At 65.3% G+C, this 25,550-nt stretch carries 31 protein-coding genes; 23 read left to right on the forward strand and 8 right to left on the reverse strand.

The features are described 5' to 3' along the window. Nucleotides 1–53: 53 nt before the first annotated feature. The 9 genes from LFM09_RS32840 (at nt 54) to LFM09_RS32880 (ending at nt 5,913) form a co-directional block, all read left to right on the forward strand. The gene (locus tag LFM09_RS32840) at nt 54–554 is read left to right on the forward strand and encodes a lipid droplet-associated protein (protein WP_414100465.1); all 501 of its coding nucleotides are present in this window, start codon (nt 54–56) and stop codon (nt 552–554) included. Further along, a complete protein-coding gene (xseA, locus tag LFM09_RS32845) occupies nt 551–1,789 on the forward strand; it encodes an exodeoxyribonuclease VII large subunit (protein ID WP_414100466.1) in 1,239 nt (412 codons plus the stop codon). Before LFM09_RS32840 ends, xseA begins: the two co-directional genes overlap by 4 nt. Further along, nucleotides 1,779–2,123 carry a sugar ABC transporter substrate-binding protein gene (locus LFM09_RS32850; protein WP_414100467.1) on the forward strand — a complete coding sequence of 115 codons (345 nt, stop codon included), beginning with the start codon at nt 1,779–1,781 and terminating at the stop codon, nt 2,121–2,123. Before xseA ends, LFM09_RS32850 begins: the two co-directional genes overlap by 11 nt. After that, on the forward strand, nt 2,120–2,353 hold the full coding sequence (locus LFM09_RS32855) for an exodeoxyribonuclease VII small subunit (RefSeq protein WP_414100468.1): 234 nt from the start codon (nt 2,120–2,122) through the stop codon (nt 2,351–2,353). Before LFM09_RS32850 ends, LFM09_RS32855 begins: the two co-directional genes overlap by 4 nt. A gap of 67 nt (nt 2,354–2,420) precedes the next feature. Then, a complete protein-coding gene (gene glpX, locus LFM09_RS32860; protein ID WP_414100469.1) occupies nt 2,421–3,461 on the forward strand; it encodes a class II fructose-bisphosphatase in 1,041 nt (346 codons plus the stop codon). A gap of 120 nt (nt 3,462–3,581) precedes the next feature. Further along, nucleotides 3,582–4,352 carry a S1 family peptidase gene (locus LFM09_RS32865; RefSeq protein ID WP_414100470.1) on the forward strand — a complete coding sequence of 257 codons (771 nt, stop codon included), beginning with the start codon at nt 3,582–3,584 and terminating at the stop codon, nt 4,350–4,352. Nucleotides 4,353–4,672: 320 nt separating this feature from the next. Then, on the forward strand, nt 4,673–5,029 hold the full coding sequence (locus tag LFM09_RS32870; protein WP_414100471.1) for a L,D-transpeptidase: 357 nt from the start codon (nt 4,673–4,675) through the stop codon (nt 5,027–5,029). A 99-nt stretch (nt 5,030–5,128) separates the two neighbouring features. Continuing rightward, nucleotides 5,129–5,446 carry a L,D-transpeptidase gene (locus tag LFM09_RS32875; RefSeq protein WP_414100472.1) on the forward strand — a complete coding sequence of 106 codons (318 nt, stop codon included), beginning with the start codon at nt 5,129–5,131 and terminating at the stop codon, nt 5,444–5,446. A 56-nt stretch (nt 5,447–5,502) separates the two neighbouring features. Then, on the forward strand, nt 5,503–5,913 hold the full coding sequence (locus LFM09_RS32880) for a L,D-transpeptidase (protein ID WP_414100473.1): 411 nt from the start codon (nt 5,503–5,505) through the stop codon (nt 5,911–5,913). Here LFM09_RS32880 and LFM09_RS32885 read toward each other — a convergent pair. Both LFM09_RS32885 and LFM09_RS32890 read right to left on the reverse strand, forming a co-directional pair. Next, nucleotides 5,910–6,659, reverse strand: a complete 750-nt coding sequence (locus LFM09_RS32885) for a hypothetical protein (protein WP_414100474.1) — start codon at nt 6,657–6,659, stop codon at nt 5,910–5,912. The two genes, LFM09_RS32880 and LFM09_RS32885, sit on opposite strands and share 4 nt — an antisense overlap. A gap of 125 nt (nt 6,660–6,784) precedes the next feature. After that, nucleotides 6,785–7,753: an NAD(P)/FAD-dependent oxidoreductase gene (locus LFM09_RS32890; RefSeq protein WP_414100475.1), complete on the reverse strand. Its 969-nt coding sequence runs from the start codon at nt 7,751–7,753 to the stop codon at nt 6,785–6,787. A gap of 63 nt (nt 7,754–7,816) precedes the next feature. Here LFM09_RS32890 and LFM09_RS32895 point away from each other — a divergent pair, with 63 nt between their 5' ends. The 4 genes from LFM09_RS32895 to LFM09_RS32910 all read left to right on the forward strand — a co-directional run bounded on the left by LFM09_RS32895 (nt 7,817) and on the right by LFM09_RS32910 (nt 11,676). After that, the gene (locus tag LFM09_RS32895; protein ID WP_414100476.1) at nt 7,817–9,211 is read left to right on the forward strand and encodes a class II fumarate hydratase; all 1,395 of its coding nucleotides are present in this window, start codon (nt 7,817–7,819) and stop codon (nt 9,209–9,211) included. 48 nt (nt 9,212–9,259) lie between these two features. Next, nucleotides 9,260–9,823 carry a suppressor of fused domain protein gene (locus LFM09_RS32900; RefSeq protein WP_414100477.1) on the forward strand — a complete coding sequence of 188 codons (564 nt, stop codon included), beginning with the start codon at nt 9,260–9,262 and terminating at the stop codon, nt 9,821–9,823. Nucleotides 9,824–9,833: 10 nt separating this feature from the next. Then, nucleotides 9,834–10,130 (forward strand): hypothetical protein, encoded by a 297-nt coding sequence (locus LFM09_RS32905; protein ID WP_414100478.1) that lies wholly within the window; start codon nt 9,834–9,836, stop codon nt 10,128–10,130. An 889-nt stretch (nt 10,131–11,019) separates the two neighbouring features. Next, complete coding sequence (locus LFM09_RS32910) at nt 11,020–11,676, forward strand: hypothetical protein (RefSeq protein WP_414100479.1); 657 nt, start codon at nt 11,020–11,022, stop codon at nt 11,674–11,676. Nucleotides 11,677–11,702: 26 nt separating this feature from the next. Here the strand turns inward: LFM09_RS32910 and LFM09_RS32915 are convergent, their stop codons facing one another. From LFM09_RS32915 to LFM09_RS32925, 3 genes are all read right to left on the reverse strand, one after another. After that, complete coding sequence (locus LFM09_RS32915) at nt 11,703–13,715, reverse strand: serine/threonine protein kinase (RefSeq protein WP_414100480.1); 2,013 nt, start codon at nt 13,713–13,715, stop codon at nt 11,703–11,705. A 252-nt stretch (nt 13,716–13,967) separates the two neighbouring features. Then, nucleotides 13,968–14,624 carry a 2'-5' RNA ligase family protein gene (locus LFM09_RS32920; RefSeq protein WP_414100481.1) on the reverse strand — a complete coding sequence of 219 codons (657 nt, stop codon included), beginning with the start codon at nt 14,622–14,624 and terminating at the stop codon, nt 13,968–13,970. Between the two features lie 22 nt (nt 14,625–14,646). Next, nucleotides 14,647–15,432, reverse strand: a complete 786-nt coding sequence (locus LFM09_RS32925; RefSeq protein ID WP_414100482.1) for a GntR family transcriptional regulator — start codon at nt 15,430–15,432, stop codon at nt 14,647–14,649. A 153-nt stretch (nt 15,433–15,585) separates the two neighbouring features. Here LFM09_RS32925 and LFM09_RS32930 point away from each other — a divergent pair, with 153 nt between their 5' ends. From LFM09_RS32930 to LFM09_RS32965, 8 genes are all read left to right on the forward strand, one after another. After that, entirely contained in the window at nt 15,586–16,014 is a 429-nt protein-coding gene (locus LFM09_RS32930; protein WP_414100483.1) for a plasmid replication, integration and excision activator, read from the forward strand. Nucleotides 16,015–16,093: 79 nt separating this feature from the next. Further along, nucleotides 16,094–16,264 carry a hypothetical protein gene (locus LFM09_RS32935; RefSeq protein WP_414100484.1) on the forward strand — a complete coding sequence of 57 codons (171 nt, stop codon included), beginning with the start codon at nt 16,094–16,096 and terminating at the stop codon, nt 16,262–16,264. After that, nucleotides 16,261–16,542 carry a hypothetical protein gene (locus tag LFM09_RS32940; RefSeq protein WP_414100485.1) on the forward strand — a complete coding sequence of 94 codons (282 nt, stop codon included), beginning with the start codon at nt 16,261–16,263 and terminating at the stop codon, nt 16,540–16,542. Before LFM09_RS32935 ends, LFM09_RS32940 begins: the two co-directional genes overlap by 4 nt. Before the next feature lie 25 nt (nt 16,543–16,567). Further along, entirely contained in the window at nt 16,568–16,759 is a 192-nt protein-coding gene (locus LFM09_RS32945) for a hypothetical protein (RefSeq protein ID WP_414100486.1), read from the forward strand. Between the two features lie 425 nt (nt 16,760–17,184). After that, complete coding sequence (locus LFM09_RS32950) at nt 17,185–18,540, forward strand: FtsK/SpoIIIE domain-containing protein (protein WP_414100487.1); 1,356 nt, start codon at nt 17,185–17,187, stop codon at nt 18,538–18,540. Further along, complete coding sequence (locus tag LFM09_RS32955; RefSeq protein WP_414100488.1) at nt 18,537–20,183, forward strand: replication initiator; 1,647 nt, start codon at nt 18,537–18,539, stop codon at nt 20,181–20,183. The genes LFM09_RS32950 and LFM09_RS32955 overlap by 4 nt, the downstream gene beginning before the upstream one ends. Before the next feature lie 16 nt (nt 20,184–20,199). Next, complete coding sequence (locus LFM09_RS32960; protein WP_414100489.1) at nt 20,200–20,382, forward strand: excisionase; 183 nt, start codon at nt 20,200–20,202, stop codon at nt 20,380–20,382. A gap of 13 nt (nt 20,383–20,395) precedes the next feature. Beyond that, the gene (locus LFM09_RS32965; RefSeq protein WP_414100490.1) at nt 20,396–21,622 is read left to right on the forward strand and encodes a tyrosine-type recombinase/integrase; all 1,227 of its coding nucleotides are present in this window, start codon (nt 20,396–20,398) and stop codon (nt 21,620–21,622) included. 28 nt (nt 21,623–21,650) lie between these two features. On the opposite strand, the gene trhA is transcribed toward LFM09_RS32965, so the two are convergent. Further along, nucleotides 21,651–22,322 (reverse strand): PAQR family membrane homeostasis protein TrhA, encoded by a 672-nt coding sequence (gene trhA, locus LFM09_RS32970; RefSeq protein WP_414100491.1) that lies wholly within the window; start codon nt 22,320–22,322, stop codon nt 21,651–21,653. Nucleotides 22,323–22,399: 77 nt separating this feature from the next. Here trhA and LFM09_RS32975 point away from each other — a divergent pair, with 77 nt between their 5' ends. Next, on the forward strand, nt 22,400–23,179 hold the full coding sequence (locus tag LFM09_RS32975; protein WP_414100492.1) for an isoprenyl transferase: 780 nt from the start codon (nt 22,400–22,402) through the stop codon (nt 23,177–23,179). 48 nt (nt 23,180–23,227) lie between these two features. Here the strand turns inward: LFM09_RS32975 and LFM09_RS32980 are convergent, their stop codons facing one another. Beyond that, on the reverse strand, nt 23,228–23,494 hold the full coding sequence (locus LFM09_RS32980; protein ID WP_414100493.1) for a hypothetical protein: 267 nt from the start codon (nt 23,492–23,494) through the stop codon (nt 23,228–23,230). Nucleotides 23,495–23,584: 90 nt separating this feature from the next. Beyond that, nucleotides 23,585–23,857: a hypothetical protein gene (locus LFM09_RS32985; RefSeq protein ID WP_189260085.1), complete on the reverse strand. Its 273-nt coding sequence runs from the start codon at nt 23,855–23,857 to the stop codon at nt 23,585–23,587. A 213-nt stretch (nt 23,858–24,070) separates the two neighbouring features. Between LFM09_RS32985 and LFM09_RS32990 the strand changes: the two genes are divergently transcribed. Further along, a complete protein-coding gene (locus LFM09_RS32990) occupies nt 24,071–25,321 on the forward strand; it encodes a DUF885 domain-containing protein (RefSeq protein WP_414100494.1) in 1,251 nt (416 codons plus the stop codon). Nucleotides 25,322–25,550: the final 229 nt, after the last annotated feature.

Genomic DNA, 25,550 nt, shown 5'->3' on the forward strand with positions numbered 1-25,550 from the left:
GTACCCAGGGCGTTCCGTCGCATTCTCAGCGCTGTTACGGCAGGCTAGAGCGCATGAAGCCACTGCCGTTGCCGGTCCGACTCGCCGCCGGGCTTGCGGTGACCGCCCTCGAACAGGCGCGCAAGCTGCCGCAGCAGCTCGCCGGACTCCCCCTCACGGTGGTCAGCGAGGCAATGCAGTTGTCGATGCGCGTGCAGCAACATGTGACCGAACTCGCCATCAAAGGAGACGACGTCCTCTCCGGACTGAGGCCGGTCGAGGAAGAACCGGAGTGGGCGACCTTCGACGAGGACGAGACGCCGGTCACCGCCGAGACTCCTGCGGACGACCCGTGGGAGGAGGAAGAGCGCGCGATCGCCGAAGTTCCGGAGTTCCTGCCGGCCTACGACGAGCTGTCGATCGCCCAGCTGCGGGCGAGGCTGCGCAACCTGAGCGTGGAGCAGCTGGAGGAGCTGGTGCGCTACGAAACGGCGCACGGGTCCAGGCCTGACTTCCTCGGGACGTTGAACCGCCGGATCCTGACGGTCAAGCGCCCAAGTGATCCTGCACAGTGAGTGACGGCAAGTCCACGCTGGAGAACCCGTGGCCGGTGCGGACGGTCGCCCGCAAGCTGCTCGACTGGATCAACCGGCTCGGCGACGTCTGGGTCGAAGGCCAGGTCACGCAGCTCAACGCGCGCAGCTCCACGGCGTTCCTGACGCTGCGCGACCCGAGCGTCGACATGTCGATGTCGATCACGGCCAACGCCTCGCTGATCCGCGAGCTGCAGCTCACCGAGGGCAGCCGGGTGATCGTGCACGGGAAGATCAGCTTCTACCCGAACCGCGGCACGCTCTCGTTGCGCGCGGACGACATCCGCGCGGTCGGCATCGGCGAGCTGCTGGCGCGCATCGAGCGGTTGCGCAAGCTGCTGCACGCCGAGGGCCTGTTCGACCCTCGGCGCAAGCGCCGCCCTCCGTTCCTGCCGCAGAAGATCGGTCTCATCACCGGACGTGCGTCGGCGGCGGAACGAGACGTGCTCACGAACGCGCGCAACCGTTGGCCCGCAGCGCATTTCCGGGTCATCAACGTCGCCGTGCAGGGCCCGATGGCGGTCACCCAGGTGATGACCGCACTGTCCACCCTGGACCGCGACCCCGAGTGCGACGTGATCATCATCGCCCGCGGTGGCGGCAGTGTGGAGGACCTGCTGCCGTTCTCCGACGAGGCGCTGTGCCGCGCGGTCTCCCAGTGCCGCACGCCGGTGCTGTCCGCGATCGGGCACGAGCCGGACACCCCGCTGATCGACCACGTCGCGGACCTGCGTTGTTCGACGCCTACCGACGCAGGCAAACGGGTGGTTCCCGATGTCGCTGAAGAGAGTGAACGCGTCCGCCAGATGCGCGACCGCGGCCGGCGTGCGCTGCACGGCTGGGTCGACCGCGAGCGCAAATTGCTCGACGCCCTGCGCTCCCGACCAGTACTTTCGGACCCGTACGGTCCACTGGAGCGCCGTGCCGAGGAAGTGAAACGTTTTCGCGACCAAGGCCGTAGGGCCGTCACGCAACGTCTCGATCGGGAAGACGTCCACCTGTCAGGGACGAAAGCCCGCTTGACGACCCTCGGACCAGCCGCCACGCTGGCCCGCGGATACGCCGTTGTGCAACTCGTCACACCCGACGGGCCCGACGGCGTGTTGCGTTCTGTGACGGACGCGCCGAGCGGAACACAGCTGCGGGTCCGCGTCGTTGACGGAGCAGTGCAGGCCGTTGTCACCAGCGAGGGAGGGGGAGGTACCGATGATGCGTGATGCCGTGTTCCTGCCCCTGACCATGGAGGCGGCCGGCAGTTGTACGTCGGGACTGCGCCACAAGGCGGAGGCGGCGAACCGCGCCGCGGCGGAGTGCTGGACGGAACTGGTGGGCGACTGCGACACCAAGAGCCGCCGCACGCTGATCCTGACGTTGCACGACCTGAGCGAGGCGACCGCGGGGACGGTGCAGTACCGGCGCGTCGCGGAGGCCGAGGCGCTCATCGACGAGGCGGTGCGAGAGGGTGACGGCGAGGAGTTCGCGGAGGCTCTCGTCGGGTACGACATGGCCGTCGCGACCGTGCTGAGCCGTCTGAGGAGCCAATCCGCGTGAGTTCGGAAACTGCCCAAAAGGAAACTCCACTCGGTTACGAAGCCGCCCGTGACGAGCTGGTCGAGGTGGTCCGCAAGCTCGAGGCCGGTGGCCTGTCGCTGGAGGACTCGCTCGCGCTGTGGGAACGCGGCGAGACGCTCGCCAAGACGTGTGAGCAGCATCTCGCCGGTGCACGTGAGCGAATCGATGCAGCTCTCGCTGTGGTCGAGGAGGACGTTTCCGAGGCGTGATCCCGTGCAAGGATTCAGTTGCCGATCACAAAATCCGGCACGCTGAGTAGTCGCATGGAGGCGCGCAATGGTGAACACCCCCGCGGAACGACGTCGCGAAGCCCCCGACCGCAACCTGGCATTGGAGCTCGTGCGCGTCACCGAGGCCGCGGCGATGGCCGCCGGCCGGTGGGTGGGACGCGGCGACAAGAACGGCGGTGACGGCGCCGCGGTCGACGCGATGCGCAAGCTCATCCACACCGTCTCGATGCGGGGCGTCGTCGTCATCGGTGAGGGCGAGAAGGACGAAGCGCCCATGCTGTTCAACGGCGAAGAGGTGGGCAACGGCGAGGGCCCGGACTGCGACGTCGCGGTGGACCCCATCGACGGCACCACGCTGATGGCGAAGGGCATGCCGAACGCGCTGGCCGTGCTGGCCGTGGCCGAGCGCGGGGCGATGTTCGACCCGTCCGCCGTGTTCTACATGGAGAAGCTGGCCGTGGGTCCCGAGGCGGCCGACGTCATCGACATCACCGCCCCGATCGCGGAGAACATCCGCCGCGTCGCGAAGGCCAAGCACAGCGACGTGTCCGACGTGAACGTGTGCATCCTCGACCGCCCGCGGCACGAGCAGATCGTGCACGAGGTCCGCCAGGCCGGAGCCCGCATCCACTTCATCTCCGACGGCGACGTCGCGGGCGCGATCGCGGCGGCACGTCCCACGTCGGGCGTGGACATGCTCATCGGCATCGGTGGCACGCCGGAGGGCATCATCGCGGCGGCGGCGCTGAAGTGCGTCGGTGGGGCCATTCAGGGCCGGCTGTGGCCCAAGAACGACGAGGAGCGCGAGAAAGCGATCGGCGCGGGCCACGACCTGTCCCGCGTGCTCACGACGAACGATCTTGTGTCGGGCGACAACGTCTTCTTCTGCGCGACGGGTGTGACCGATGGTGACCTTCTGCGCGGCGTGCACTATCGGGCAGGCGGGTGCACCACGCAGTCGATCGTCATGCGATCCAAGTCCGGCACCGTGCGCCTGATCGACGGCTTCCACAGCCTGCACAAGCTGCGCGAATACGCCTCGGTGGACTTCGATCTGCCCGAGGACGCGCAGCAGCCGCTCCCCTAAACCGGCAAACGTGAACGCTCGGTAACCAGACGAGTGACCCTAGTCACCGAGTGACTTTCGTCCTTAGTTTCCGAACTGACCCCGGCAACCCTGCGCCGGGTTCAGGAAGGGAATTCAACGATGAGGGCACGTTCGTTGTTCTCCGCAGTCGTCGTGGCCGCGGGCGCCCTGCTCGCCTCGGCCGTGGCTGCCACTGCGGCCCCGGATCCCACCTCTGACGGCGACATGGGCACGATGATCGTCGGTGGGACCAACGCGTCTCAGGTCTACCCGTTCATGGTGTCCCTGCAGAGCACCTCCGGCAGCCACTTCTGCGGCGCCTCGCTGGTCAAGGCCAACTGGGTCGTGACGGCGAAGCACTGCGTCCAGGGCCGCTCGCCGTCGACGGTCCGCACCCGGATCGGCACGACCAACCGCACCAGCGGCGGCACGGTCACCGGCGCCACGCGGATCATCAACCACCCGTCCGCCGACCTGGCGGTGGTGCAGCTCAACACCTCGGTGAGCCAGGCCCCGATCACCATCTCCCCGGCGTCCGGCCCGGTCGGCACCGCCACCCGCATCATCGGCTGGGGCCAGACCTGCCCGACCCGCGGCTGTGGCAGCGCTCCGATCACCCTGCAGGAGCTCAACACCTCCATCGTCACTGACAGCCGGTGCTCCGGCATCAGCGGCGTCTCGGAGATCTGCACCAACAACACCGGTGGCAACAAGGGCGCCTGCTACGGCGACTCCGGTGGCCCGCAGGTGAAGTCCGTGTCCGGCCGGTGGGAGCTGATCGGCGCCACCAGCCGCAGCGGTGGCGGCGCGACCTGCGCGACCGCTCCGTCGATCTACGTGGACGTCTCGTACTACCGCTCCTGGGTGAGCAGCAACGTCGGCGGTCTGTGAGCCGGTAAACGCATTCCGAGGGCCCGTCTCCCATTCGTTATGGGAGGCGGGCCCTCCGCGTTGCAACCTGAGTGATCCGCCCGTCGTCTACTTCGGCAAAGGATGGATCACAAGGGGGGTGCCCGATGCGGATGATGTTCGCGGCGGTCGCGTTGATGTTCGTGGCGGGTTGTGCGCAAGGGACAGTGCAGGCTGAAACGCCTACCGCGCCACCACCTTCGTCGGTTTCTTCGTCGGTTTCCTCGGCGCCACCCTCGTCGGTTTCCTCGGCACCGCCCTCGCCCTCCTCGACGCCGCCTCCCCCACCGCCGCCTCCGGTCGTGAAGCCGACGCCGTGCGACATCAGCGACGGCGCGTGCATCCAGCTCTCCACGAACCAGACCTGGATCGTGCGCGGCGACAAGATCGTCTACGGTCCGGTGCCGATCACCCACGGGCGCAAGGGCTACGAGACGCCGGTCGGCAAGTTCCCGGTGCTGTGGAAGGTGAAGGACGACTGGAGCATCCCCTACAACGGCCCGATGCCGTGGTCGACGTACTTCACGTCGGACGGCATCGCGTTCCACGAGGGCTCGCTGACCGAACCGTCGCACGGCTGCATCCACCTGGACCCGAAGTCGGCCCAGTACTACTTCCAGAACCTCTCGGTTGGCGAGATGGTTCAGGTGGTCGCATGATGATCAACTATGAGACCCCTGGTTGTTGCAGCCCTTCTGCTGCTTAGCTTTGCCGTCCCCGCGCACGCCTCCGGTTGCACCGTCTACAACGGAGCGTGCGTGGAGAAGCACTCGAACCGGGCGTGGCTCGTCACCAACGGCGTGACGAGCTACGGCCCGGTCCGGATCAGCCACGGCAAGCCCGGCTTCGGCACGCCGGTCGGCATGTTCTCGGTGCTGCGCAAGGTGAAGAACGACTGGAGCATCCCGTACAACGGCCCGATGCCGAACGCCGTGTACTTCACTTACGACGGTGTCGCGTTCCACCAGGGCGACCTGAACTCCCAGTCGCACGGCTGCGTCCGGCTGACCTGGGAGGCCTCCGCGGTCTTCTACGACAACCTCGCGGTCGGCGAGCGAGTTCAGGTTCTTCCATAGCAGGATGATTCAGATCACCCGGTAGTGGTTACTCCACTACTGAGGGGTGATGTGAGATGCGAGTGCTCATCGCGACGGTGCTCCTGATCCTCGGTTTCGCGGTACCCGCGCAAGCGCAGGCGGGATGCACCGTCTACAACGGAGCGTGCCTGGAGAAGCATTCCAACCGGGCATGGCTGGTGTTCAACGGCAAGACGAGCTACGGCCCGGTGCCGATCAGCCACGGCAAGCCGGGGTACGAGACCCCGGTGGGCATGTTCTCCGTGCTGCGCAAGGTGAAGAACGACTGGAGCGTCCCCTACAACGGCCCGATGCCGAACGCGGTGTACTTCACCACGAGCGGTATCGCGTTCCACCAGGGTGACACGAACGTCCAGTCGCACGGCTGCATCCGGCTCGGTGCCGATGCCTCGCTGGTGTTCTACGACAACCTGATGATCGGCGAGAAGGTCCAGGTGCTGCCCTAACCGATCGCTGCCCACCAGCATCCGTCGTCACGTCCCATGACCTGGACGCGACCCGCGAGGCCGGTGGGCAGCCATCCGGTGAGCCGTTCGAGCTCCTTGCCCACGACGACGAGCGCGATGCCTTCGTCGGCCGACAGGTTGTCCAGCAACACCGGGATGTCCAGCGCGCCGAAGTCCACATCGGACACCGGCCGTCCCGCGATCTCCTGGTTGACCTGGACGATCCGCCAGCCCTCGTACCCCTCCCAGGCCACTTCCTCCGCCGGCAGTGACGCCATGAACTCGTCCGACGAGGTCTGCGGTGACACGAGCGCGATCGTCCCGCCGAACCGCCCCGCGAGCGTGCTGATCCGCAGCGGATGCTCCAGGTTCCGCGGCTCGGCCCTGCGCCGCACGTACGGCCTGCCGAGCCGGCGCGCGACCCGTTCAACCGCGGCGTGCACCCCGTCCTCCAGCGCCGCCACGACCAACTCCACGTCCCGTGACCTGTTGAGCGGGTCCGGGAGCGCGAGCTGTGCGACGGCGAACCCCGGCATCACCGCTATGTCGGGCACCAGGTGGTCCGGCAGGGTCAGCTCGACGAGGACGTCCGAACCCCAGCCCGACGTGTCGACCTCGGCGTTGACGCGGCGTTCCACCAGGTCGGAGAGCGGCTGCCAGTACACCGTGCGCGGCCGTTCGCGCGTCGTCGGCCCCACCCACCACGGCGTGCCGGGCATCATGTCGGCCCAGTAAACGTGAATCACAAGCCCCCCAGGGTTGCTCGGTGCGCGTCCCCCTGACACGCGCAACCCACCAGAGGCCCCACTCTACGACGCACAGCCCACGCGCCGCTGTCGTATCGCTGGCGCGTGGGCTGTTCGGGTGATGCCTATCCCGCGTTGCTGGAATGTCCCGGGAAGAGGTGCGCGGACGGGTTGAGCGCGACCGCGATGTTGTTGACCGCCGTCGCCGCCTCCCCGAACCCGGTCGCGATGAGCTTGACCTTGCCGGGGTACTGCGCCACGTCACCGGCCGCGTAAACCCGGTCCAGCTTCGTCTTCATCGTCGTGTCCACGACCACCGCGCGGTGGTCGAGCTCCAGTCCCCACGACTCGATCGGCCCGAGGTCGGCCGTGAACCCGAGCGCCGCGACCACGGTCTGCGCCAGCAACGTCTTCACGTCCTCACCCTTGACCTTGACGTCCACTTCGGACAGCGGCTCCCCGCGCAGCTCCAGCACCTCGGCGTCCGTGATGATCTCGATCCCGAGCTCCCGCACCTGCCGCACAGTCGCCGCGTGCGCCCGGAAGTTCGCCCTGCGGTGCACCAACGTGACGCTGGCCGCGATCGGGTGCAGCGCCAACGCCCAGTCGAACGCCGAGTCACCGCCACCGACGATCACGACGTGCTGCCCGGCGTGTTCGTTGAGCACAGGCACGAAATGCACCATGCCGCGCCCTAGCCACCCGTCACCCGCTGGCAACGGCCGCGGGTTGAACTCGCCCATGCCGGCCGTGATCAGCATGGCTCCAGCGGTGATCGTGCTGCCGTCGGCGAGTCCTACCTTGAGACCGTCCTCTGTGGACTCCAGCGTGCGCGCCTGCCGGTTGAGCAAGTACGTCGGCTTGTACTGCCCGGCCTGCTCGACGAGCCCGTTGACGAGGTCGCGCCCCCTGATCGCCGGAAACCCGGCCACGTCGAAAATCATCTTCTCCGGATACATCGCCGTCACCTGGCCGCCCGGCTCGGGCAGTGCGTCGACCAGCGCGACCTTGAGTTCCCGGAAGCCTGCGTAGTACGCGGCGAACAACCCCGTGGGACCTGCGCCCACAACGAGGAGGTCGACGTCACGCTCCATGAGTGGTGCCCTTCTGCCAGTGGTGGGTGGCAGTGCTGTGATCGACCATAGAGACTCGGAAGCATGTCTGAACAGGAGTACCGCGTCGAGCACGACACGATGGGTGAGGTCCGCGTGCCGGTCGACGCATTGTGGCGCGCCCAAACCCAACGCGCGGTCGAGAACTTCCCGATCTCGGGTCGAGGCCTCGAACGAGCTCAAGTCCGAGCCCTCGGCCTGCTCAAAGCCGCAGCGGCCCGCGTCAACGCCCAGCTGGGCGTGCTCGATGCCGACGTGGCCTCCGCCATCGCCTCAGCCGCGGACGAGGTGGCTGCCGGCACGTGGGACGCGCACTTCCCGGTCGACGTGTTCCAGACAGGTTCCGGCACGTCGTCGAACATGAACGCCAACGAGGTCATCGCCACCCTGGCGTCCCGTGCGCTGGGCCGCGACGTGCACCCGAACGACCACGTCAACGCCTCCCAGTCGTCCAACGACACCTTCCCCACCACCCTGCGCGTGGCCGCCACCGAGGCCGTCGTGCGGGATGTCATTCCTGCTTTCGAGCACCTGGAGTCGGTCCTGTCGGCGCGGGCGGCTGAGTGGTCCGACCTGGTCAAATCCGGCCGCACACACCTCATGGACGCCGTGCCGGTGACGCTGGGCCAGGAAGCCGGCGCGTGGGCGTCCCAGGTCCGCTACTCCGTCGAACGACTGTCGGCGTCCATCCCGCGCCTGGCCGAACTGCCGATCGGCGGCACAGCTGTCGGTAGCGGCCTCAACGCCCCTGACGGCTTCGGCGCTCTGGTGGCCTCCGAGCTGGCGTCAACCACCGGCCTGCCCCTGGTCGAGGCCCGCGACCACTTCGAGGCCCAGGCCACCCAGGACGGCGTGGTCGAGATCTCCGGCCAGCTCCGCGCGTCGGCCGTGGCCCTGTTCAAAATCGCCAACGACCTCCGCTGGCTGGGCTCCGGCCCCCGCACGGGCCTGGGCGAACTGGCCCTGCCCGACCTCCAGCCGGGCTCCTCGATCATGCCGGGCAAGGTCAACCCGGTGATCTCCGAAGCCACGATGATGGTCGTGGCCCAGGTGATCGGCAACGACGCCGCGGTGGCGTTCGCCGGCTCGCAGGGCAACTTCCAGCTCAACGTGATGCTGCCCGTGATCGCCCGCAACGTCCTGGAGTCCTCACGCCTGCTGGCCGCCGTCGCCCGGCTGCTGGCCGACAAGGTCCTCGTCGGCACCGTCGCTCAGGTCTCGCAGATGCGCGAGTACGCCGAGTCGTCGCCGTCGATCGTCACGCCGCTGAACCGGTACCTCGGCTACGAGGAGGCGGCGTCGATCGCCAAGCAGTCGTTGAAGGAGCGCAAGACCATCCGCGAGGTGGTGCTGGAGCGCGGCCACGTGCCGTCGAAGCTGACGGAAGAGCAGCTGGACGCCGCGCTGGACGTCCTGCACATGGCCCGCGGCGGCCGTTAGTGCCCAGTCCGGCGCCTTCACGGGCGCCGGACTGTACGGTCCCCAGCCATGGAAGACCAGACGCCCGGCTGGGACGCGATCCAGTCCGCCGTAGAGGCCACCGTCCCCGCACAGGAACCCGTGCACTGGGGCACGAACAACCTCCCCGGCCAAGGCGTCTACGGCTTGAGCGCCTACCGCGCCGACGACCACTGGTTCCTGGTGACGTTCGGCCTCACCGAACTGTTCACGAAGGACAGCGACGACCCGGCCGTGAGCGGCTTCGGCATCGAACTGACGATCCGCGTCCCTCCAGCCGACACTCCACCACTGTGGGCACCGAACCTGCTGATGAAGCTGGGCGACTACGTGCACTCCAGCGGCCGGGTCTTCGCAGCGGGCCACCGAATGGACCCCGGCGGGCCGATCACCGGCTCACCGGGCACCGGCCTCACCGCACTGGCCTTCACCGAGGACCCCGTGCTCGGCACGATCGACACACCACACGGCACCGTGCAGTTCCTGACCGTCGTCGGAATCACGGCGGACGAGCTGGGCCAGGCCAAGGCGTCGAGCACCGCCGACGTGCTGGACAACCTCGGCCCGCTGCTGATCACCGACCCGGCACGCTAGGAGGCTCGGCGTGATCGCACTGAAGATCGTGGCCAGCGGCACCTACCTGCACGCGGACAAACCCTGGCTGGTGGCCATCGTCCGCGTCGACCACGACTACTGGTACGAGCTCGCCAAGGCGGCCAACGATCTCGACATCGGCCAGCTCCCCGTCGTCAACGACGAGGGCCACGCCTTCTACGTCTCGTACAGCAACGTCCGTGAGGGCCAAACGTTCAAGCCGGACTCCAGGACGCACCGCACGTTCGCCGACGCCAAGTTCGACGCCGAGGAACGCGCGCCCTCGCCGATCACCTGGCAGGACTGAACTCAGGAGTACATCGCGAGCCAGATGGCGATGTTGTGACCGCCGGGATTTGTTGTAGGCGTAGATATTGGCCTGCATGGCTGTTGAGCTGCAGTTTTGGTACTCGACAGTTCTCACTGGTTTTCGACGCTTTGGGACGTCTCACGGCCTGGAGACGGCCTGGGAGTTGATCAACCACAACCGGGGCATCATCCCGACACGGAGCCGATCTCGCGGACAGTGGTGGCGGGTCAAGACACGCTTTCCCGTCTTGACGCGGTGCCGCTGGCCGTGACTGATCATGGCGTGTCGGGGTGGTGCCCTAACTGCATGTCGCGGACCTAGCCGAGCGGCGCGGTCCGTAGGCAGTCCGGGCAGTGCCGTAGGAAGCTGCTACTCCACTGCGCGTCCGGGAAGACCTTCAGCGAGTCGAGCGACCGACCGCATTCGGTAGCGGTTGCGTCGGGCGCCACCGCGTGACACACGCCGGCTGGCACATATCGAGGTGCGGCGGACCTGCGGTTGACCGCCTTACTCTCCAGCGGCCTCGATTGCTCGGCGGCGACTGTGAACGTCATAGGGTGACGGTAGACGCGGTGCCTGCCGTATGGGTGGGACACGCCGCCGTCGGCGGCGCGCTGCCGCGCCACCTCGTGGGCCGTGCCGCCGTGGCCGACGGGCGGAGCGAAGCGGGAGCCCGGCGTGCCCGGATGGATGCGGGCCTCGCTGGTAGGCGACCGGCGCCGTGCGCGCCGCCGACGGCGGCGCGTCTTGATCCCATAAAGCACAATTCGGCAATGCATCGAGGCAGAATTTAGGGTAAGCTTACGTACCTTGCCTCAAGGGAGGTCCAATGTCTCGCGGCAGTTCAACCGTCGACGCAGAAGGAAGATGGGTTCGCGAGACAGACATGGCTGCACCTGTGCGGAACTGGCTTCGCGAGATCACCGGCATCTCACCAGGCGAAGAAGTTGACTCCGGAGTTGGCGTAGCTGATTTCATTGCCGGAAATGCTTGTCGCGAAGATGTTGCACGCCGCTTAGCAAAATGTCAGCCAGTAACCGATAGTCTTCATCTAGCCCTACTTCAACGCGCAGAGAAACCCGTTTGCGAATCAGCCCTCCGCGAATGGGCGCCATGGGGATGGCGTGGGCTCCGTACACGTGCCGTAGAACCATTGCTAGCCAATGGACTTTTGCATCTCGATCAAGACGGCCACTACGTCGCATCACGGCAGCCCTGTGATGTGTTCAGGAGCATTATCGCAATTGAACTGAAACTGCGAGATTGGCGGCGAGGTCTAGCACAGGCATCACGCTACCGACTCTTTTCTGAACAATCCTATCTAGCACTACCGTCAAGCCGAGTTAGCGAGATGGTACTAGCAAGCGCCGTTAAACATCGCGTCGGAGTTCTCAGCCTGGAAGACAGCGGTTCTGTTGCGATCGCCATGGATGCACCTGCTGCAAGCCCGTTACAACCAGCACGTCGCCACATGGTCGCCGAGAAACTACTGGAAGCTCAGATCGCCGCACCATCGAAAATTGCGGGTAGCACGCTGCGGTGATCCCGAAGGGCAGTTGACCTGGTTTCCTAAATAACAGTTTCCCACGCGCTGAGGAAGCGGCCACTCTCGGCGGTTGAAGTAGGCGTAGGAAGCTGCCGATACATCTGGCGCGCCGAAGAGATCCACTCCCTCATTAGGGTATGCCGTCCAGCTAGATCCCGAGCGGCAAGCTCGGAGACCTGGTCTCGCTGTGCCGAAATGTTGTGTTGATTGAGAAGGATCCGTTGCTCAGTTGTCAACTGATCGAGACTGGGGTTCAGTTCAAGTAGCCGCTGGCCGTATGACGTGGTCAAATCCAAGGCCCCTGCATTCGCGTCCGCATAGATGCGTGCTGTGCTGACGGATACAGCGTTGAGCAGCTGAGGAAGATAAATCCGATCTTCCGACGGTCCACCGGTTTGCTCAGTCTCCGGGTGCGGCGGCATGTTTTGCAGTGTTGCGTGGACACCGATTCCCCATCCGGATGCACCTAGGGCTATTAGCAACAAGCCAGACGAGGCGCGACGCCCCACCACAACCGGTACCCCCGCCTCGCGCATCACGTGCAAGACGTCTACGAAGCCCTGTAGAACGTCTGCATCAGCGAGAGGCCCGAATGAGACCTGCGTTGTGTGCACAAGCAGATACAGCACCTGCATCGGCGATGCCGTGATGGCAGTAAGCAGTTGATCGCGCTCAGTGGCTGAGGACAACCAGCTCGCCGAGATCGCAACAGTCGTCCAAACCGGAAGCGCGGCATCAAGCGCGCTACAAGCAACTCTTTCAGCCACGATAGATTCAGCAACTTGCGCGCAAACAACACTTTCCGTGATCCAGTTCAGCTCACTCGAACCAGCATAGAAATAAGGAGCCATTACAACGTCCGGCGCATCAGCCACTTGCACATCAATAACTTGCTCGCAGAATTCACGACGCGATGCTTCATCCGAGAATCCGGTAAGCGTCTCCCTGCTTCCGTACGGCAATTGCGAGTACCGAGCAGGGCGGACGGATTGCGGTGACCTAGCCAGGTAAGTAAGTGGATCAATTATGGCAGTAGCCCCAGCCGCTTGCGCACTTTCCGTAAGCTCAGAGCAGCGCGATCTGGCTCGCGCGTCTACAATTACACCGTCCGGCTTCAGATCCGCCAGAAACTGCTCGGTCACGAAGTTCTTTGTCTGACCAATAAGCAACCAGAAGGTTGGACTCGCGGCAGAGTGGTCGCCAGGCACAGCCAAGGCTGCTCTCACACGCTCAAGATCGGCAAGAAGAACCTCCGCCCGGAGATAACGTCTGTGCGGCGCTTTTGCCGTCATCTTTTCCACGATATCACTGAGGGCAGCAGGGACCTCCGGATTGAGGTCCTTCACTGGCGTAATGGTTGCCACCGCGGGCGCTACCCATCTTTCGAGGATATTGCGTCCCGTAAGAGGCAGCACTCCGGTAAGCAATAGGTGGCCGACTAGCCCAAGCACAAACTGATCGGATCGCCAGTCACCGTGCGAAGGGTCAGGCCCTACCTGCTCCGGCGCCATCCATCCCGGAGTTCCAGGGGTTGGCAGGACGGTAATTGTCTCATCGTTGATATGGCGAGCGAGACCCAAATCAACGATAACCAGCCGGCCATCCTCCGTAATAAGCAGATTGTTCGGCGACAGGTCGCGATGAGCCGTTCCCGCCGCCCAGATCGCGGCAGCCCCCGACACAGCGTCAATCAAGAGATTAACAGCCTGAGCCACAGAGAACCGCACCCCTGAATCCCCCATTACTCTCGTAAGAGGAGAACCAGGAATATACTCCATCTCAAGCCAGGTGTACTCCGTGCCTTCAAAGACGAATTGCCCCACGCCTCGGTAGCCGACCACACGGCTGTTTTCCACCCGCGCGAGCGCAGAGAATTCGCGGGCAACTCTTCCCGATTCCGCAACCTCCGGATCGATGATCTTTACCGCAAAGCTATGCTCGACACCGTTCAGAGTGGTGCGGACCGCGAAAGTCGAGGCGAATCCCCCTGTACCGAGATGCTTGATCTCTGCTGCATCCGCGTGCAGCGCGTTCACGACACGCTCAAGCGTCTCTCGGTTCGCGGGCATCATTCCCCCTATCGGCTGCCTGCACGACGAGGCCGTAGTGGTCGATATCGACTCATAGTCGCAGTCTTTGTCTGGCAATCGGAGGGGTGGCTATGTCCGTTACTCGCCGTAGGCATCGATCACCCATATGGCCCATCGCTCGCGCCGATCGCGTGATGTGATCATGCAGTTCGACCGATACATGCAGACTCGGTGAGGCCGAATGAGGACCCGACTGAACTAGTCGCGAAGTCCGCCGAGCAACGGTGCTCGGTAGATCGTTCTCCAGCGGTATAGATGACCTTCACGGGCTAAAGCTATGAGCGTGATCCTGCGAATCGTGACTGCTACCGGCCTGGTCACTACAGCCGTGACAGCCTGCACGGCACGACGAGACGACGTGTCGGAGTTGACGTACGCCACGCTCAGGTGAGGCGTGAAGGGCGCCTCAGCTTCCGGAACCCGTCTCTCTCCCCAGAGATCGGCGAAGCCAGTGCGGACCGCCGTTCTGATCTTCTGTATTTGCCTAGCAGGTGAGGGATAAAGAGCAATCGCCTGGGGTCGTGCTGTTGGCCGGTCGAACGTCACGACCTGCGGAGGAACCGCAGCAACACGCCTGCCTACCGCATCAGCAAGAGCTGCAAGTTCAGCTTCAGCCACCTCGTCCGCGAACCCGACCCCTTGCATCGTGACGTGCAGCCAGGAGATCGGGACCATGTCCAACTCTTGAACGCCACGCAACGCATCCTGATACTCAGCAACGAGTCTGTGCAGTTCGTGCTCATCCTCGAAGGTCAGATGCCACGTGTAGAACTCTCGACCAGGTTCCCAACCCGGTCGCCAATACCAGTGATTGACGAGTTGCTCGGCATGCGCAGAGTTGGTGTAGCCAGGCACAAGCACACCCTCCTTGCGGCCCTCAAAGCTCGCTAGGGACTTCAGGCTCTTGAGGTGCCTGCTCGATTGGGTAGTCGTCGATGACAATCACACGGTCTGCCGGCCAGATCGACTCCGACACCTCAAGCACGTCACCGTCCTCGTCGCGGGCCACGTGCACGACGTGCATCACGGGCGCACCCGTTGGCAGCTCAAGGATTCCGCTCTCCTCGGCGGTCGGCATGCGTGCGATCCACTGGTCGCGGGCGCGGGTATAGCGGCGGCCGGTCAAGTCCTCGACACACAGGAACAGCGCCTTGGGGACGACCTTCGGCTCCTCCAAGAACGTGCCGCCCGCAACTTCCACGGGCATGTAACTCGCGCCGATCTCCTCAGGCTGGTTGGTGTCCTTGTCGAACAGGTGACGCCGGCGGATGACGACCTCGGTACCGGGCTCGATGCCCATCACCTCTGCGATGTGACCCGGCACCGGGCCACGCCCAGCGAACACGATGTCGTGGCGCAGGTGGTGGGTCAGGAGCTTCTGATGGTCGCGGGCGCTGCCATAGCGGCCTCGCGAGCGGCGTTGCAGCCGACGCTGCTCCTTCACGAAGGTGCCGATGCCGTGACGGGACTCGATGAGTCCTTCGGCTCGCAGCACACCTAGCGCCTGCCTGATCGTCGGCAAGCTCATTCGGAAGCGCTCAACCAGCGTCGTCTCTGCTGGGAGTCGCTGACCAGGTGCAAGCTCGCCGTCGCGGATCTCTCGTCGAAGGGCGTCCGCCACGCGGTGGTACTTCGGCGCACGGGCGCCAAGCCCTTCGGTCATCGTCCTGCCTCTCCAACCTTTGCATACGCACAACTCAACATGTCCAGTTCAACCCTACTCCTCATGAGGACTTGACGACAGGCAGGCAACGGCCTAGCTTGACCTCTAGAAGCAACTCCTAATGAGGAGTTGATGACAGGAAGAGGTTAGGTCATGCCGGTCATCCCCACGCGGTTCCCGGTCCGCTTCGGCGACGTGTTCCCACTCGGTTGCTTCGTGCTCGGGGTCGAGCCGTCGATGGAGTTCAACGAGGACTCCCGCGCGCCCAAGCGCCAGGAGCGTGACAAGGAAACGAACATGCTGGTCTGGACGGTCCGCGCGCTCGACGCGAACGAAGAGGCAGCGAGGTTCGGCGCGGAGTTCAAGGTCAAGGTCGCGGCTGAGGTGCAGCCCGTTCCGCCCGCCAAGATGAACGGCTTCCCGTACGCAGCGGCCGAGTTCGAGAACCTGACGATCACGCCGTACGCGGGGCGCAACAACCGAATCGCCTACAGCTTCCGGGCGTCCGGGATGCGTGCGCCGCACGTTGGGCGGGCCAAGCCTGATCCGGGCGAGGCGGCCACGAAGTCGGCGGCGGCGTGACAGGCGTCTGGTGCCACCGGCGCGTACTCGGGGTCTCACCGAGATCAACGTTCAGATCACTGTCCACAAAGGTGGCGCGATGGGGCTCGGGGACAACGGGCCTTGGCCGGAGCGGAGTGCGGCCACCTTTGTGTTCGGTGGTGGCGGTGCGGCGGCACGGGTGGCCGTCCGGGTTGTCGCCTCCGAGCTGGCTCGCCTGGCTGAGCTGGTCGCACAGGCTCAGGCTCGGATTGACCAGGGGGAGTCGTGATGCTCAAGTTGCTTGTTTCGCCTGGTCCTGAGGCCTCTGCGGACATCGTTCCGTGGCCTGATCTGACAGCCGCGGCTTACTGCCTGAGGCTGAACCTGGACCCCGCACAGATCGCTATCCACATGCCGGACGGGCCGAACGGCCGCGAAGAGTTGGCAGCGTTTCTCCGGAAGCTTTCGCAGCACGCCGGCCTGTTGGCTGCGGTGCTCGACCCGCAGCACGGCGCCGGTTGGGTCGGAGGCCTGCCGACACAGGACAAGTCGGGCTGGATGGGCTGACATCCGGCACAAGGCGGTGATGCTGGTGGTCCCGCGTCCGCTGGCTCGGTTGATGTACGCGATGAACCTGACCGCGAAGCATCCGGTGACCGGTCGGGTCCGGATGGAGTGGCGGGACTGCTCACGCTGCCTCGGTGGTGGCTGGTTCCGCAAGACGGAGAAGCGGCCGCTCTGCTCCTGGTGCAGGGCGCTCGCCAAGAAGCTCGCTGAGTACTGATCGACAACTGAACAAACCCGTTGGTGTGTCGCGCGGGAAGCAGTCGGAAGTCTTGGCGGGCCTCGACTGCTTCCCGGCGACATGCCGACTCGAACGACCCTGAGTTTGTTGGGACACAAGGAGATTCGAGTCATGCAAAGCCTATCGCCACACGCATGCGGTGCGTCAAGTGGAAGTGGTAGTTCGGTCGGGTGGAAGTTACGCAACGGCCGGAAGTGCCAGCACTGCAAGAGGTTCGGTGTGTTCGCGCCCGGACAGATCAAGTGTTGCGGCTGCCTCGGCTGGCTGCCGCTGATCTTCGCCGTCGGCGGTGTTCGATGAGCGGCAACAAGTGGGTTGATCCAGCACCGTTCGAGGGTGCTCGTCCACGCTTCCCTTGGTGGGTATGGCTTCCTGTTTGGGTCAAGGTCGTACTCGCGCCGCTCATGCTCGTCTGGCTGCTGCTGCGGCTTGCGGTTCGAGTGGTTCTAGCGGCCGTCCGCTACCCGCTGTGCGTGACGCTGTTCATCGGCACGTACGCACTGCATCGCGCGGCCGGCCTTTCGTCGCTGGTGCTGACGTTCCTCACTCTCATCGGTACCCTCATTGTCTGGTACGGCATCGATCGCGCCTCGTTCCTGCGGCACGCGTGGTTCCGACTCCTCACGGAGTGGCGGCGACTCACGGTCTACGTGCCGCGCTGGCGCACGGTGATGCGGTTGGCCGAGTTGTCCAAAGACAGCCGTATGAAGGAGTACCGGCCGAAGCTTCGCCGCGTGCGGTCGGAGGGCTGGCGGGACAAAGTCCAGGTGCGGATGATCCTGGCGCAGTCACCGGAGCAGTGGGAAGCGCGGCGGGACAACCTGGCGCACTCGTTCGACGCCCGGTCCTGCCGCGTGCGGGTGTTCAAGCCAAGAGTGCTTGAACTCGACTTCATCCACGCTGATCCGCTGGCGCAACCGGTCGCCGTTCCTCCGATCGCCTGCACGGCGGACGTGGATCTCAAGCGGGTGGTCGTCGGTCGGACAGAGACCGGGAAGCCTTGGCGGATCAAGCTGCTCGGCTCTCAGGTCCTGGTGGTCGGCGTGCCTGGCGCAGGTAAAGGCTCGGTGCTCTGGTCGATCGTCTGGCGGCTCGCCCCGGCCATCAAAGCCGGCGTGGTGCGCCTCATCGGGATTGATCCCAAGGGCGGCATGGAGCTGGGCCAGTGTCCGGACGCGTTCGAGAAGGTCATCTATGACAGCGGACCGGAAGCTGTTGCGCTGCTTGAGGGAATCGCCGCTGAGGTCAAGGAACGTGCGGCTCGCTACCGGGGCATCCGGCGTCTCTGGGCACGCAACACCGGAGAGCCGTTCACGGTCCTGATCGTCGATGAGCTGGCGGACCTGATCGCCTACCAGTCGGATCGGAATCTCCGTGAGCGTGCGACAAGGGCAATCCAGACGATCACCTCCCAAGGTCGTGCGCCCGGTTACGCCGTCGTGGGCCTGGTCCAGGACCCGCGCAAGGAGATCGTGAGCTTCCGGCATCTGTTCACCACACGCGTGGCACTGCGGCTGGACGAACCGGTCCAGGTCGACATGGTGCTCGGTGACGGCGTGAGACAACGCGGTGCAGCGGCTCATGAGATCAGCGAGAACACGCCCGGCGTCGCCTGGCTCAAGGAGGACGGGCAGCGCGAACCAGAACGGGCACGGGCCTTCCACGTCACGGATGCGGACCTGGTCGAACTGGGCGTCTTCCTCACTCCGGCGACCGTGCACGAGTTCCCGAGCAAGACCGAAGGGAGCGCGGCAGCATGAGCATCGACAACGTCCCGGCGGTCCCCTCGGACGTCGCGGGCATGACTTCGGCGGAGCGGGCACGAATGCCGCTGTCGTTGGACGTCGTCAAGGCTGCGGCTGAGCAGCACGGGGTGTGCACCCGTCCGGTTCTTCGTGAGGTCTTCGACCTCGACACGGGAGAAGTGCGGATCGTCGCAATCCGTTGCAATGCAACACAAGCGAGCAAGTGCCCGGCCTGCTCTGAACGCAACCGGAAGTCCCGGATGACGCAGTGTCGGGAGGGCTGGCACCTCGATCACGAACCGATCGCCGAACGCGAGGCTCCGACGCCTGATCAGGTCGCGCTCGTCACCTACCGGTCCGACCTCACCGCCGAGTACCGGAAGGCTGAGGCGTCAAACGAACTCGACCATGTGGACGACCTCCGGGAAGCGATTCGCGAGGCTGACTCTGACCTGCGGCGGGAGGGAGTCCGCGGGAACCTCCCCGCTGTCGAACGGCCGGCTAAAACTGCGCCGATTCGCTCGACTCGTCGGCGGCAAGATACGCCGAACCTGCCTCGCCGCAAGGTGGACAAACGCACGGTCGGCAGGGAATTCGCGGGCAAGTACCGGCCGTCCACGTTCGTCACGCTCACCCTTGACACCTACGGCAAGGTGCGCGACGACGGCACGCCGGTCGACCCGAATACGTACGACTACCGCCGTGCTGCACGGGACGTCGTGCACTTCGCAAGCCTCGTTGACCGGTGGTGGCAGAACCTCCGGCGGGTAGTTGGCTGGGACGTTCAGTACTTCGGCACAGTCGAGCCACAGAAGCGGATCACCCCGCACGCGCACTTCGCGGTCAGGGGCTCGATCCCGCACAAGGTCGTCCGTGACGTCACGGCGGCTACCTACCTCCAGGTCTGGTGGCCCAACCACGATGAGGTCAAGTACAGCGGCAACCGGATGCCTGTGTGGGACATGCGGGCCAAGGGCTTCGTGGACCCGGACACGCACGCTCCGTTGACGTCCTGGGCGGACGCAGTGGCCAATCTGGACGTTCCGTCGCACGTGGCCGAGTTCGGTCCTCAGGTGCACTCCAAGGGCATCCTGGGCGGCTCCGAGGAAGCCGGACGGCACATCGGCTACCTCACCAAGTACCTCGTGAAGTCAATCGCCGAAGTGGTCGACACCGACGCTTCCGACCATGCCGAACGCCTGGCGTCGGAGCTGGCCGTCACGCCCTGTTCGGACCGGTGCGCGGTGTGGCTGCTCTACGGCGTCCAGCCCAAGGGCACGAACTCACGGATGACTCCAGGGCGCTGCCGCTCGAAGGCGCACAGGCGAGAAACGCTCGGGCTGCCCGGTCGGCGGGTGCTCGTGTCGCGGCGGTGGTCGGGGAAGACCCTCGCCGAACACAAGTCCGACCGGGCGGCCTTCGTCAAGGAAGCACTGGCGGCTGCGGGCATCGCCAAGGAGGACACCGACCGGACGCGGCTGATGTGGTCGCCGATCCGCGCTGGTGATCCGCACGTGCCCGGACGGGTCGAGCTGCTCATGCAGATGATCGCCCAACGGATCAAGTGGCGGGCTGAGTACGACCAGGCCCAAGCCACGCTCGCCGCGCTGCCCCGGCCTGCACCGGATGTTTCAGCAACTCAGTCGATAGCCGCTTGATCTGGGGGGATCAGCTATGTCGGACGTCGAACCGCTGTGGGGTGTGGAAGAGGTCTCAGCCTTCCTGAGGGTGCCGATCAAGACCCTCTACCAGTGGAAGTGGCGGTGCTACGGCCCGCCGGTCAGCAAGGTCGGAAAGCACCTGCGCTACGTGCCTGCCCAAGTTCGTCTGTGGGTGGAAAAGGGTCACGCGGCATAGAGAGGAGCCCGTCATGGGACACGTGCAGGACCGATGGTGGAAGGAGGTCCAGGACCCGACGACCAACGAGGTCAAGCGGGTCAAGACGGACCTCTACGGGAAGGGTTTGCGCTACAAGGTGCGCTACCTCGACCCCAACGGGAACGAGAAGAGCAAGAGCTTCCCGGACCGCCAGAAGAAGCGAGCGGACGACTTCCTGCTTGAGGTCGAGTCAGACAAGCGGGAGGGCAAGTACGTCGACCCAAAAGCCGGTGAGATCAAGTTCGAGAAGTACGTCGAGACGTGGTTCGGTGGCCAGTCACAAGACGCTGCGACACAGGAGAACCTGCGCTACCAGGTGAACAAGCGCCTGGTGCCGCACTTCGGCAAGAGCAGCATGAAGAGCATCGACATTCCGATGGTGCGCGGCTGGATCACCGGCATGAGCGAGGAAGGCCTCTCGCTCACCTATCAGCAACTCCTGTTCGACCGGCTCTCGTCCATCCTGAACGCGGCCGTGGAGGAGAAGATCATCCACTCCAACGCGTGCAAGGCACGGAGTGTGCAGCGGCCATCACCGCCGGAACGCCGGATCAAGCCTTGGCCGGAGAAGCGGTTGCACTCTGTCCGGCTCGCGTTGCCTGCTCGCTACAAGCCCGCTGCCGTGCTCGGAGCTGGCGCGGGGATGCGTCAGGGCGAGATCTTCGGCTTCTCCCCCGACGACATTGACCGCGACACACGTGAGCTCCACATCGTCCGCCAGGTGCGGATCGTGAAGAACACGCTCGTGTTCGCCCCGCCGAAGAGCAAGAAGGAGCGCACCACGCCGGCCGGTGACGGCGTCCTGGACGAGTTGGACGACTACATGGAGGAGTTCCCACCGGTCGCGGTCACGCTGCCCTGGGAGAAGCCTGACGGGAAGCTCGTGACGGTCCGGCTGCTGATGACAACGCCGGACGGGAACGCTTGCCGACGCCAGAAGTTCAACATGGGCGTCTGGCGTCCCACGTTCGCTCGTGCGGGCCTCGTGTACGTCAACCAGGACGACGGCATGCACGCACTACGACACCTGTACGCGTCCTGTCAGCTGGAGGGCGGCGTCTCCATCAAGTCGCTCTCGATCAACCTCGGACACCACGATCCGGGTTTCACGTTGCGCGTCTACACGCACCTGATGCCGTCCAGCGGCGACAAGAGCCGAAGGGCCGCCAACGCGCTCTTCAAGCCGAAGAAGCGGGCTGACGGCCTGGAGACGGCCTGACAAGATCAGCTAACCCGAAAACGCCAGGTCAGGAGTACATCGCGAGCCAGATGGCGATGTAGTGGCAGATCGCCGCCACCACAGTCGCAGCGTGGAAGAACTCGTGATACCCGAAAACGGAAGGCCAGGGATTGGGCCACCGAGTCGCGTAGAAGACCGCCCCAACGGTGTAAAGCGCCCCACCCACCAGCAACAACACCAACGCCGCAACCCCGGCGTGGTGCAGCAGCTCAGGCAGCACGAACACAGCCACCCAGCCGAGAGCGATGTAGATCGGCACCCCGAGCCACCGCGGCGCGTGCGGCCAGGCCAGCTTCAAAGTCACCCCGGCCAGGGCCCCGATCCACACGACCCAGAGCACGACGTGCCCGGTCCCAGGATCCATCGCCAGCAAGGCGAACGGCGTGTAGGTGCCCGCGATGAACACGAAGATCATGGAGTGGTCGAGGCGCTTCATCCACGTGCGCACGCGGTCGGACTTCCACGTGACGCGGTGGTACAAAGCCGACACGCCGAAGAGCCCGAGAACCGTCAGGCCGTAGACCGAAGTGGCCAGGGCGGCCAGGCCGGACACTGTGGACGCCGCCAGTGCGATCAGTGTCGCGCCGGTGGCCACAGACGTGATGAAGGACCAGAAGTGCAGCCATCCACGAAGGCGCGGCCGCAGTCCGGGCTGTGGAGGAGTGGTCGCAGTGGTCACAGGTACCTAGGTTACGCGACCGTAGGTTTCGGACCGTTGCGCAGTGATGAAGGTTGCACGGCGTACGCTGTTCGGACGTGGCACTCCGCACCCGTGTGAAAGACGTCGCTATCCACTTCTACGAGTGGATTCTCCGGCGCGAGCTGAGCGGGACACAGGTGCCCAAGCACGTCGGCGTCGTCCTCGACGGCAACCGGCGGTGGGCCAGGGAGGCCGGGTTCACGGACGTCGCGCACGGGCATCGGGCCGGGGCGCGCAAGATCCTCGAGCTGCTCGAGTGGTGCGGTGACTCCGGCGTCGAGGTCGTCACGCTCTGGATGCTGAGCACGGACAACCTCAACCGGCCCACCGAAGAGCTGGCGCCGTTGCTCGACATCATCGCCGACATCACCGACGAGCTGGCCGAGGACGGCAAGCCGTGGAAGGTGCGGCACGTCGGCGCGATCGACATGCTGCCCAAGGAGCACGCTGAGCGCCTCACCAACGCCGCGAACAAGTCCAAGGACCGCACCGGCATCCAGGTCAACGTCGCGGTCGCGTACGGCGGCCGGCAGGAGATCGCGGACGCGGTGCGGAAGCTCCTGCAGTCGCACGCCGAGCGCGGCGGCACCATCGAGGAGCTGGCCGAGGTCCTGGACGTCGACCACATCGCCGAGCACCTCTACACGTCCGGGCAGCCGGATCCCGACCTGATCATCCGCACGTCCGGTGAGCAGCGGCTCTCCGGCTTCATGCTGTGGCAGTCGGCGCACTCGGAGTTCTGGTTCTGCGAGGCGTACTGGCCCGGCTTCCGGCGCACGGACTTCCTGCGGGCGATGCGCGAGTACGCCAAGCGCCACCGCAGGTACGGAAACTGAGAAGGGGCGCCCACCGCGAAGGTGGGCGCCCCTTTCCGAACGACTGGATCAGTCGTCGTCGCCCCACTCGGCGCCGTCCTCGATGCCGCCGGCCGCGCAGGTCTCGGTGATGGAGGGCGAGTTCACCGGAACCGCGCCACCGAACACACCGACGTTGTTGCCGCACACGCCGCCAACCAGGTTCAGGTTGTTCGCGTTGCCGACGATCAGCAGCGGCGCGTTCTCCCACTCGTGGCCCTGAACGGCCATCGCCGGGGAACCGACAGCCAGGAACGCAGCAGCCACACCGAGGGCGGCGCCAGCCTTCTTCAGCACGATTTTTCTCCTCATGAAGGTTTTAACGGGTGAAACAACTCTGGGGGCGCCAAGAAATGACGCCCCCAGAGGCAGAACAAAAGAGGGAGATCAGCCCTCGTCGACGATGCCGCCGGCGGCGCAGGTCTCGGTGATCGACGGCGAGTTGATCGGCACGGCACCGCCGAAGACACCGACGTTGTTGCCGCAGGCACCGATGGTGCCGTTGAGGTTGTTGCCGTTCAGGGCAACCAGCAGCGGGCCGTTCTTCCAGTGGTGTCCGCCGTGGCCTTCGCCGGCCATGGCGGCCGGGGCGAACGCGAGGGACAGCGCAGCTGCGGCGGCAACCGCGGCACAAGCCTTCTTCACGTCATTCTCCTTCATGTCGGGTTATCCCCGTCATTTCCGGAGTCTTCGGGGATCTCCGGAGGGTGGGGTCTCCGGGCGGAGACGCTATCGGTGAAGATCTCGATTGGCGGCCCCCATGACCCCATTGTGTGACGCCAAGATCAACAACATTCCCCGATCAGGTGGACATCCATTCACGATTCGGTCGCGAGTAAGTCCCCGTGGTAGACGCTCTACGCTCTCCGACTCATGGAGGCTGACGAGCTGGTGCGCGGTTACCTGGTGCTGGGCCTGCGGCTCGGGCGCCTGGTGCCCGGATTCGTCGACTCGTTCACCGGCGACCCGGCGCTGAGCCGCGGAGTCGACAACGAACCGCGCCTGGCCCCCAAGGCGCTCGCGGACCACGCCCGGCAGCTCCAACGGGAACTCCACGCCGTTGACCTCGCTGACCAGCGCAAACACTTCCTCCGGGCGCACCTCGTCGCGCTGGAGTGCACCGCGCGCAAGCTCGCCGGCGAACGCATCACGTTCATCGACGAGGTGGAGCAGTACTTCCAGGTCCGCATCCGCCCCGGCGACGAGGACGCGTACGTGCAGGCCCACCGCAACCTCGACGCGTTGCTCGAAGGACCCGGCTCGCTCCCGGACCGCCTCAACGCCTTCCGCACGCAGGACGAGGTGCCCCCACGCAGGCTCCAGGGCGCCGTACAAGCGCTCTCAAGCGCCCTGAGGGACCGCGTGCGGCACCGGTACGCGCTGCCCGAGCGGGAGATCGTCGAGTACCAGATCGTCACGAACAAGCCGTGGAGCGGCTTCAACTACTACCTCGGCGGCTACCGCAGCAGGGTCGCGATCAACGCGGACCTCGGCCACCGCATGTCGAACCTGCCGCACCTGGTCGCGCACGAGTCCTATCCGGGCCATCACACCGAGCACTGCCGCAAAGATGCCGGCCTCGTCGAACGCCGTGGCCACGCCGAGCAGTCGATCTTCCTGATCAACACGCCGCAGTGCCTGATGGCCGAGGGCATGGCGGACCTGGGCCTGCACGCCGTGGTCGGGCCGGGCTGGGGCCTCTGGGCGGAGCAGATCTTCCGCGACCTCGGGTTGCGAATGGACGGCGAACTGTCCGAAAAGGTCGAGTCGGCGGCAGCCGGCCTGCTCACCGTGCGGCAGGACGCGGCGCTGCTGCTACACGATCGTGGTGCAGATCAGGATGACGTGGTTGCGCATCTGCGCAGGTGGCTGCTAGTCCCCGAGCGCCGGGCACGGCAGATGGTTCGTTTTTTGGCGGACCCGTTGTGGCGCGCGTACACGACCACATACGTGGAAGGAGTGCGCCTGGTGAGGGCCTGGCTCGACGTCCGCGCTCCCGGCGAGTCGCTCGACTCCCGGTATCTGAGACTTCTCGACGAGCCGCTGGTGCCGAAATCACTGGAAATCCAGGTCAGGGACGGCCTGTCGTGGCTGGCCCGCAACACCCACGAAAACACCATCTGACCAGCGTGAACACGGCTGCGGTCACGTTTCGGTTTGTTTTCCGGCAGATGACAAATCGGGATTCACCTGTGTGGCTTCGTGCAGATGGGGCACCCCCACAGGTAACTTCAAAAGTGGCGGGACGCGACCACTGCGGACCGCGCAGGGAGGTCCTGATCGTGGCTGACAACGTCGCGAGGGGGCCGGCACCCGGCCCTCGTGGTCGACCTGCCTGACGCCTCACCCGGCG

The sequence above is a fragment of the Lentzea alba genome, from assembly GCF_047445655.1.
In the GTDB taxonomy this organism is placed as follows: Bacteria; Actinomycetota; Actinomycetes; order Mycobacteriales; family Pseudonocardiaceae; genus Lentzea; species Lentzea alba_A.